We start from the raw sequence: 397 nt of genomic DNA on the forward strand, positions 1-397 counted from the left end.
ATTTAAATTCGTCTCGTTTTAGCCAACGAAGTTTAGTTTTTTCGTGTAGTTTATTTTTTCAGCAAAGCCTTAAATTGCTATCAAGATTGTGTTTATCTTGGTCGATTTTTTTAACTTTACTGCCTATTATCTCTTTGTCATTTTCATTTAATAGTCAAGCGCTGACCGCTTATACTACAAATGTTATTCATGGTAATGGTCCTTATTTAACTTTTGATGGTGGTCAAACACGCGCGATAGACTTAGACGAACTGATGAAGATATCCTTCTCTGATGGTACGACATTAACACCGGCAAGTAATAACTCAAATTCATCACACGCTATTTTACTGCCAGTTGCCGGTCAGAGCTTTGCCGATATTGATATGTTAGTGCCAACTAATGTTAATGCCATACC

The 397-nt window shown here is 36.0% G+C and carries 1 protein-coding gene; it reads left to right on the forward strand.

Going from position 1 to position 397, the window contains the following annotated elements:
* Positions 1–397: hypothetical protein (locus H3T56_RS11565; protein ID WP_198193091.1), on the forward strand; the 397-nt coding region annotated here is incomplete at both ends.

Origin of the sequence: Gilliamella sp. W8123, assembly GCF_016101085.1 — a bacterium.
GTDB classification, from domain to species: Bacteria; Pseudomonadota; Gammaproteobacteria; order Enterobacterales; family Orbaceae; genus Gilliamella; species Gilliamella apis.